Here is a 9454-nt window from a genome sequence, read left to right on the forward strand (position 1 = left end):
CCACACCCCACACCCCACACCCTACACCCCAGAATACGCCTCCATCGGTTGGCAGGAACAGACGAAATTGCGATCGCCAAAGGCACTATCAATTCGTCCAACGGCAACCCAGAACTTGTGTTCTCGCGTCCACGGGGCAGGATATGCGGCTTGTTCGCGGGTGTAAGAATGTTGCCAATCGCTTGCTAGCAGGCTTTCGGCAGTATGGGGAGCATTTTTTAATAAATTATCTTCCCGACTGACTTTGCCTGCTTCAATCTCGGCAATTTCCTGCCGAATGGCAATCATGGCATCGCAGAATCGATCCAACTCTTCCTTCGATTCGCTTTCTGTGGGTTCTACCATCATCGTCCCTGCTACGGGCCAAGAAATTGTCGGGGCATGGAAGCCATAGTCCATCAAGCGTTTGGCAATGTCTTCGACTTCAATTCCGGCAGTTTTCTTGAGCGATCGCAGATCTAAAATGCACTCGTGGGCGACAAAACCAGCCTTACCCTTGTACAGTACGGGGTAGTGTGGCTCTAGTCTACGGGCGATGTAGTTGGCGTTGAGAATTGCAACTTTAGTCGCCTCTGTCAATCCCTCACCCCCCATCATGGCAATATACATCCACGAAATTGTCAGGATGCTAGCACTGCCCCAAGGTGCAGCGGAGATAGCACCAATATTGGAGGGGTGAGAAGTGATGATTTGGGCAATAGAAGTGTCGGGGAGGAAGGGGGCGAGGTGAGTTGCTACACCAATTGGACCCATCCCAGGACCACCACCACCGTGAGGGATACAGAAGGTTTTGTGCAGGTTGAGGTGACAGACATCTGCCCCAATATCTCCAGGGCGACATAACCCGACTTGGGCGTTGAGATTTGCCCCATCCATGTAGACTTGTCCGCCATAGGCATGGACGATCGCGCAAATGTCTTTAATTTGTTCCTCAAATACGCCGTGGGTGGAGGGATATGTCACCATTAACGCGGCGAGTTCGTCTTTATGCTTTTCTGCCTTTGCCTGCAAATCTTCTACGTCTACGTTACCTTGTTCGTCACAGGCGATCGCCACCACTTTCATTCCCGCCATTACCGCACTAGCTGGGTTCGTACCGTGGGCAGATTGGGGAATCAAACAAATATTGCGATGTCCTTCTCCCCGATTTTCATGATATTGCCGAATCGTTAGCAGACCAGCATATTCACCCTGCGAACCAGCGTTAGGTTGCAGAGAAACCGCAGCAAAACCCGTGATTTCTGCCAACCATGCTTCTAACTGTTGGAACAAAATTTGATATCCCCGCGTTTGCGACAGTGGGGCAAACGGATGCAGATTGCCGAATTCCTGCCAAGTCACAGGCATCATTTCTGCCGTTGCATTCAGTTTCATCGTGCAGGAACCCAAGGGAATCATCGATGTTGTCAAGGACAAATCCTTTGCCTGCAATCGATAAATGTATCGCAGCAGTTCTGTTTCCGAATGGTAGCGGTTGAAAACGGGATGGGTGAGAAATTCGCTGGTGCGAGAGAGTTGTGTGGGAACTTGTAGGGGCGGGTTTTGTCGTGATGCCTGACTAACCACAGATTTGTCTGATAAACCCGCCCCCAATTCTTCAATGGTGAAGGGGAGATCTTCACCGCCTGCGAAAATCTCAAATAGGTCGGTTAAATCTGCTTCTGCGATCGTTTCATCTAAAGAGATACCTACAGACTTTTCATCAAATATCCGTATATTGATTTTCTTAGCTTGGCAAGCCTGCAAAATATCATCTAAATTATGACTGACCAAATTAATCCGTAATGTATCGAAGCAAGATTCTGAACTGATGGTGTAGCCTAGCTGCTTTAATCCTGCTGCCAAAATTGCCGTAAAGTTGTGGATTCTGGTAGCAATTTGTTTCAGTCCTTGGGAACCGTGATATACAGCATACATCGAAGCCATGACTGCCAGTAACACCTGTGCCGTACAGATATTACTCGTCGCTTTGTCGCGGCGGATGTGTTGTTCGCGAGTTTGTAGTGCTAGGCGTAAGGCTGTTTTCCCGTGGACATCCTTAGAAACTCCGACAATCCGCCCTGGTACTTGCCGCTTAAATTCTTCTTTAGTGGCGAAATATGCTGCATGGGGTCCGCCATAACCCATCGGTACGCCGAAACGCTGCGTGCTACCTACTGCAATATCAGCACCCCACTCTCCCGGGGGAGTCAATAAAGTTAAACTCAAAGGGTCGGCGGCGACAGTGACCAATGCTCCGGCAGCATGGGCTTGTTCCACAAATGCCCGATAGTCGTAAATCGTACCGTCACTGGCTGGATATTGCAGCAACACGCCAAATACTGGCACGTCAAACTTGAAAGCTTGGTGGTCGCCAACAATCACGTTAATTCCCAGTGGTCTAGCACGAGTCTGCACGACTTGAATTGTCTGGGGATGGCAGTTTTGGGAGACAAAGAAAGCTTTTGCCTTCGTTTTGCACAGACCATAACTCATAGTCATAGCTTCGGCGGCGGCTGTCCCCTCGTCTAGTAAAGAAGCATTGGCAATCTCCAAACCCGTCAGGTCAATAATTGTCGTTTGGAAATTCAGCAACGCTTCTAGTCGTCCCTGAGCAATTTCTGGTTGGTAAGGAGTATAAGCAGTGTACCAGCCTGGGTTTTCCAAAATATTTCGCTGAATTACTGGTGGAGTAATGCAGCCGTAATATCCCATACCGATAAACGACCGAAATACCTGGTTTTTCGAGGCGATCGCTTTTAACTGCGCCAAAGCCGCATGTTCGCTGCGATCGCCTTCCAATTGCAGCGATCGCTGTTGGCGAATGGCTTGTGGCACTGTTCGGTCGATCAAAGCATCAAGGGTCGGTAGCCCCAACACTTCTAGCATTTGCTCAACCTCAATAGGTTGAGGACCAATGTGTCTTTGTCGAAATGAAATTGACTCGCTGCTTATTTGTTTTTGCTGCCGATCTCGTTGAATACGAGGACTGTCTAGTACCACAAATAGCTTCTCCAGTAGTGACTTATTAATATTCTGCAATATTTCGCTCGGTTGTCAGTTATCTAGGAAGTCAGTTGTTAATGAGGGAGCAGGGAGCAGGGAGCAGGGAAAGAAATATACTCCTGACTTCTTCCTTGTCTTCCTTGTCTCCCTTGTCTTCCTTGTCTTCCTTGTTTCCCCAGCCCCTCGCTACGCCCCCTCTACCTGGGCGCGGTATTCTTCAGCAGTTAGCGCCTCGTCTAATTCGCTGGGATCTTCGACACGCACTTTCAGTAACCAGCCTTCGCCATAGGGATCGTCTGCCAGTTGTTCTGGTGTCTCTAGTACAATTTCATTGCGTTCGACGACCGTACCAGTCACGGCGGAGTACATATCTTCTACTGCTTTGACTGATTCTACGGAACCAAAGGTTTCTCCCTTAGTGACGCGATCGCCAACTTCAGGAAGTTCCAGAAATACAATGTCACCTAGCTGATCGACAGCAAAAGCAGAAATGCCAATAGTAGCGATATCGCCATCCATGCGGACGTATTCGTGCGAGTCAAGATATTTTAGGTCGCTTGGATATTCCAACTCCATGTCAGTTCCTCAACCAAATCGCGGATATATCGTTAATTAATATGCTTTACTATAGACGCGATCGCCTAGTAGTCAATCCCTTTTCAGTTGTCAGTTATCAGTTATCAGTTATCAGGGTGTGGTGCGTGGTGCGTGGTGTGTGGTGCGTGGTTTTTCTCCCCCAACTCCGCGACTCTCCCCCAGCTCCCCCTCACTCCTCACTCCGGACTTCGTCCCGCTTCGCTAACGCTCCTCACCCCTCATTTCACCGGACGATTTTTAGCCCGATAGAAGGGTTTTTTCACAACTACCGCTGGATAGGACTTGCCTCGGATTTCTACGTCTAAGGTTTGCCCTGGCTGGCTGAGGGGCGTAGGAATGTAGGCTAAGGCGATCGGATAGCCTAACGTGGGGGATAACGTGCCGCTGGTAATCTCTCCTACAACTTTACCTTCAGATAAGACTTGGTAGCCGTGGCGGGCAATGTGTCGCCCTGGCATTTGCAACCCTACTAATCGTCGTGAAACTCCGTTTGTTTTCTGTTGCTCTAGGATATCGCGCCCGATAAAGTCGCCTTTGGTGTCGAGGTGGACGAGCCAGCCTAAACCTGCTTCTAAGGGAGTGGTATTATCATCAATGTCTTGCCCGTAGAGTGCCATAGCTGCCTCTAATCGTAGGGTGTCTCTCGCCCCTAGTCCACAGGGAATGACTCCGGCTTGAGCGAGCGATCGCCACACTTTTACACCTGCTTCTGGGTCTACCATCACCTCAAATCCATCTTCTCCGGTATAACCAGTCCGAGCCATAAAACTCGGTTCTCCTAAGATCTTGGTTTCTAAATGCCCGAAGGCTTTGACCTGAGATAAGTCTGCTTCTACCAAGTTTTGCAAATGTGCCACGGCTTGCGGTCCCTGCACTGCAATTAAGATCTTCTGGCGTGAAATGTCTTGTAGTTCTACCTGCTCTACGTCGAGGTGTTGCAACAACCATTTTTTATCTTTACTGGTGGTTGCCGCATTGACGATCAATACTCCCTGCTGCGTGTCATTATCTTCCCCTTGGTAGTAGAAGATGATGTCATCAATAATTCCGGCTTGCGGATTTAATAGCACCGTGTACTGTGCTTCTCCCGATCGCAGCCGACTCAAATTGGAGGGGACTAAGTTTTGCAGTTGAGCGACTAGCTGTTTTCCCCGCAGGACGAATTTACCCATGTGGGAAATATCAAACATCCCCGCCGTTGTTCTGACCGCAGCGTGTTCTTGTCCGATCCCAACAAACTGCACGGGCATTTCCCAGCCACCAAAACTAGTCAACCTTGCTTTCAGTTCTAGAGCGAGCTGATAGAGGGGTGTTTGCGCCAGAGGTAGGGCAGTTTCTTCTTGATTAGCCACAGATAGTCTTGTCGTTGTAGGTGAATCTTTATCTATCCTACGGAAACATTAGGTGTACGGTGAAGTCAAGATTAGTGTACTAAGTATCAAAATACACTTTCTTTCAATTTTAGACAGATCGTTTAGAGGAATTAAGCAATTTGCTACCAGGTTTATTTCTGTATGTATATCAGTATTTCTTGAAAAAATAGTACTTAGTTTGACAAAAAAGGTTTGCTATGAATCGTAACTTTATTAAGGTTTAAAAATTTCGTTTTTGCTTGTGTTTATCCATATTTATTCTTGCCAATTTTGCGATTGTACTTATTTTTTCGTAGTCAAATTAAAAACATATAAATTTACTGTGTTTTATTTTATACATAAAATAAGAGCGTAAAATACAGAAATTCAAGGCACAAACACGTTAGACACGAAGATTTCCTCTGAAAAATCCACATATATAAAGATAGCGATCGCCAAATATAAAGACTATGTGAACTGAGCGGGTTTGTTCGGGAAACATAAAAACTGACTTTGTATCCTAGCCTCATGAAATAGCCAGCAAAACTCAGTCATTCCTATGGTTTATGGATGACAAGTTTGTGCTGGCAATTGAGGCACACCAAGACTAACTTTTTACGATTTACGACTATTTTGAGTGAGGGATTGACATCATGTCCGTAATATTTGGTACAGATTTAGACGATTCCTTAACTGGTGGAGACGGCAACGACAGAATCTATGGCAAAGCCGGAAATGACAACCTTAACGGGAATAAAGGCAACGATCTCCTTTATGGTGGAGCGGGTAACGATCGCCTATTGGGTGGAGATGGTAAAGACACCTTATATGGCAATGAAAATAACGATTTTTTGAATGGCGATGCTGGTGATGATACCTTGTACGGAGGCAACGGTAACGATACCTTGTACGGGGGCAACGGTAACGATAACTTGTATGGCGATGCAGGTAATGACTTTCTCAACGGTTATGTCGGTAACGATCGCTTATACGGCGGCTATGGGAACGATGATTTAGAAGGTTCGTTTGGTAACGATGTTGTCAATGGTGGAGCTGGAGACGACATTATCAATGGTGCGGGTGGTTTTGGACCAGAGCCATATAGTAGTGCCAGTCGCGGCTCTAACGAAATTGATACCCTTACAGGTGGAGCCGGAAAAGATAAGTTTAGACTCGAATCTAGTGGTGCTGGACGCGATGGTCGAGGTGTTTCCTATCGCTATGGCAATAACGACTATGCCTTAATTACTGACTTTAATTTGAATGAGGATGTCATTACACTCAGTAGCAATGATATCTCTGGACCATCATTTCTGTTCGCAGATGTCACCTATAGTTTGGGTGCATCGCCTGACGGTTTGCCATCAGGAACAGGAATTTACGCTCAATTCGCTAACAACACTAGTGCAGCACCAGAGCTAATTGCCATCTTACAAGGTGTTTCTCCCGACACGCTCGATTTAAATGCATCCTACTTCCAGTATGTCCAATATTCTTAATAATGAGTTTTGCCTTATTAGTAAAGCTTAATTGAACAAGGCGATCGCTGACTTGTCAAAATCGCGATCGCCTACCTGGGTCGTGGTGTATTTGTGTGAAAATATCTCGGTGATTTCGTACAGTATTTATGCGATCGACTCGCTCTAATTAGAGGGATCGAACTAATGTTTTACTTCTGTCTCAATATTTCCACTTGGTTTAACTCTAGCCGTGCTGTAGCGAATTCTATTGAAGTCATAAACATAGCGTTTTAGCTGTTGACAGTTAATAGTTCACTGTCCGCAGTGCACAGTGTTTTTATACTCAGTTTTATTCGGTATAGCTTTGCTTAGAGCGAGTACTGCCTACTAGATGGCTAAATTTCACCAAGAAAGTAAGACTACTGACTTAGTGCATAGCTAGGCTTTTTTAGCTTGTTTAAACAGATAAAAATCTGCAAAAAAAACATTTGTTAAAAAAGTATTACAAATTTGATAATACGATGTAAAAAAGGCATTATATTATGCATATTACCGCATCAGTTTTATTTGCAAAATATCCTAATCTTTTGTAGATTGACTGTGTTGCTTGCAAGCAAAGACAAAGCGCGATAATTAATCGATCTTTGCATCAACTGACTTCAGTAAGTCGATCGCTTACTAGTTTTTAGCTAGGTATATATTTAACGATTCACTTCATTGAAAGCCAAACACTATTTGGATAGTTTTGTTGTGGCGATTTGAAATGCGATCGCAGGGTAAAAGCATCTACGCATACTTATTAGAATTAAAGGCTTATCGACATGGCAAATATCTTTGGTACGGACTTAGACGACACCTTAACTGGTACGGATGGCAACGACAAAATTTATGGTAAAGCAGGAAGTGACACCATATCCGGTTTAGGAGGAGACGATCGCATTTATGGTGGTGCGGGTATCGACTCTCTCAACGGTGGAGATGGTAACGATACCTTGTATGGTGACGAGGATAACGATTATCTAGGCGGTGGCAACGGTAATGACACTTTGTACGGTGGCAACGGTAATGACAACCTATATGGTAACGACGGTAACGACATCTTACAGGGAGGAGATGGCAATGACTTTATAGAAGGTGGATTTGGTGAAGATGTCATCTATGGCGGTAACGGTGACGATGAAATAATAGGCGATCTCAACCAAGCGTATGTCAGGACTGGTGACAGCGATCGCATCTATGGTGGTGCAGGTAACGATCGCATTTACGGTCGTTCTGGTGGAGATGAAATCTATGGCGGCGAGGGTGACGATTTGCTAGCTGGCGATGGCTACGGAGTCATTTCTGGTCCTGATTATGGCGTGAGAAAAGATGATAACGATCGCCTTTATGGTGGTAATGGCAAAGATATATTAGTTGGCGAGTTCGGGAGTGATGTTTTAGATGGAGGATCTGGAGACGATATCTTGATTGGTGCTGGTGGTCGGGGATTGCGCGGTACTTTTGATGGTAGTCGCGGTAATTCAGAAAAAGATATTTTAACTGGAGGATCGGGAAAAGACACGTTTGTTCTCTCAGGTCTAGGTGGTAGACCTGGTGCAGGTACTTACTATGGAGGAGGGGATAGCTACGCTTTAATTACTGACTTCAATCAGCGTCAAGATACAATTTTGCTAGCAAAAAACGAGCGCTTGATGGGTTATCCTGAGTTCGAGATTGAATACAGTTTGGGTGCAACGCCGGAAGGCTTGCCAGCAGGCACGGCAATTTATGCAAATAATGTAGACACCCAACCAAATTTGATTGCGATCTTGCAGGGGATTTCTCCCGACTCGCTGAATTTGAATGCATCTTACTTCAAGATTAGCGACGAGTACGTTCAGTATAGTTAATCGCTCTGTGTGAGTGACATTTGTAGGGGCGCACGGCTGTGCGTCCCTACAGAGGGTGTGTTTTACCCAATTGAAAGCACGATTGGGGTAGGCGATCGCGCTACCACCGCGCGACAAGAGATATTTTGTGTTAGAGTACGGCGATCGAGTACATTATTGGGTAATACTAGGGCGAGAAGCCTCAAGTTACGTTGCCGATCCAAGATTCGATAATGCAAGAGGACATGAATGCACGCGGAATAATACTACAACCTGGTACGCTGCTAGATAGGGCGATCGCAATAACCCAACACGCTCTTGAACGCGGGGCTTTAGTCACCATTCCCACCGAATATCAGTTTGTAGAACAGCAAGGCGTGCGTTTCCTGGTCAGAACAGCCACCAATCTCAATCGCAAAGACGAGGCAAAGCAAAAACAGGATCGGCAAAATGCTACGACTGGTAAAGACTTTAATCCCTTTCTACCCTACGATAAAAACTTATACGTAGCAGACATCTCCGAAACTCATGTTTGTTTGTTAAATAAATTCAATGTCGTCGATTGTCACCTGCTGCTAATTACTCGTGCCTTTGAAGAACAAGAAGCCTTACTAACTCTCGCCGACTTTACTGCCATGTGGATCTGTCTGGCGGAATTTAACGGACTGACATTCTATAACGGTGGCAAGACAGCGGGCGCAAGCCAACGTCACAAACATTTGCAGATTGTTCCTTTACCACTCACACCCGCAGATTTTCCCCAAATTCCCCTCGAACCTTTGTTGGTAACTACTAATCGCGGTACAGTCGAAACTCTACCAAGCTTGCCTTTTGTCCATGCTTTCGTACAACTAGAATCGATTCAAACAAAATCTCCTCAAGCAGCTGCCACGGTAACACTCAATTATTACTACCAAATGCTCAATGCAGTGGGGCTAAAGCATGACATCGGCTCGAATAACATCCAAGCTGGGGCTTACAACTTGCTCGTAACCCGCCAATGGATGCTGCTGATTCCCCGTTCTCAAGAAAGCTTTGAGTCGATTGCCATCAACTCTTTGGGATTTGCTGGCACAATGTTCGTGCGTAACGAACAACAAATGCAAATCTTAAAAGAATTGGGACCGATGCGCGTGTTGAGTCAGGTGGCAATATCGAAAAGCGATAAGTCGTAAGTCGTAAGTCGTAAGTC

The 9454-nt window shown here is 45.9% G+C and carries 7 protein-coding genes; 3 read left to right on the forward strand and 4 right to left on the reverse strand.

From position 1 onward, the window contains the following. Positions 1–21: 21 nt before the first annotated feature. The 3 genes from gcvP to gcvT all read right to left on the reverse strand — a co-directional run bounded on the left by gcvP (position 22) and on the right by gcvT (position 4934). Positions 22–2982 carry an aminomethyl-transferring glycine dehydrogenase gene (gene gcvP, locus ACRC32_RS09045; protein WP_438553649.1) on the reverse strand — a complete coding sequence of 987 codons (2961 nt, stop codon included), beginning with the start codon at positions 2980–2982 and terminating at the stop codon, positions 22–24. Positions 2983–3171: 189 nt separating this feature from the next. Next, a complete protein-coding gene (gene gcvH / locus ACRC32_RS09050; protein ID WP_438553650.1) occupies positions 3172–3561 on the reverse strand; it encodes a glycine cleavage system protein GcvH in 390 nt (129 codons plus the stop codon). A 239-nt stretch (positions 3562–3800) separates the two neighbouring features. Next, positions 3801–4934: a glycine cleavage system aminomethyltransferase GcvT gene (gcvT, locus tag ACRC32_RS09055; protein WP_438553651.1), complete on the reverse strand. Its 1134-nt coding sequence runs from the start codon at positions 4932–4934 to the stop codon at positions 3801–3803. A 653-nt stretch (positions 4935–5587) separates the two neighbouring features. On the opposite strand from gcvT, the gene ACRC32_RS09060 reads away from it, so the two are divergent. Then, the gene (locus tag ACRC32_RS09060) at positions 5588–6433 is read left to right on the forward strand and encodes a calcium-binding protein (RefSeq protein ID WP_438553652.1); all 846 of its coding nucleotides are present in this window, start codon (positions 5588–5590) and stop codon (positions 6431–6433) included. 782 nt (positions 6434–7215) lie between these two features. Further along, complete coding sequence (locus ACRC32_RS09065) at positions 7216–8283, forward strand: calcium-binding protein (protein ID WP_438553653.1); 1068 nt, start codon at positions 7216–7218, stop codon at positions 8281–8283. Positions 8284–8345: 62 nt separating this feature from the next. Here the strand turns inward: ACRC32_RS09065 and ACRC32_RS09070 are convergent, their stop codons facing one another. After that, positions 8346–8468, reverse strand: coding sequence for a hypothetical protein (locus ACRC32_RS09070; protein ID WP_438553654.1), 123 nt, complete (start codon positions 8466–8468; stop codon positions 8346–8348). Between the two features lie 39 nt (positions 8469–8507). On the opposite strand from ACRC32_RS09070, the gene ACRC32_RS09075 reads away from it, so the two are divergent. Beyond that, positions 8508–9437, forward strand: a complete 930-nt coding sequence (locus tag ACRC32_RS09075) for an ATP adenylyltransferase family protein (RefSeq protein ID WP_438553655.1) — start codon at positions 8508–8510, stop codon at positions 9435–9437. Positions 9438–9454: the final 17 nt, after the last annotated feature.

The organism is Chroococcidiopsis sp., assembly GCF_051657925.1.
GTDB lineage: Bacteria > Cyanobacteriota > Cyanobacteriia > Cyanobacteriales > Chroococcidiopsidaceae > Chroococcidiopsis.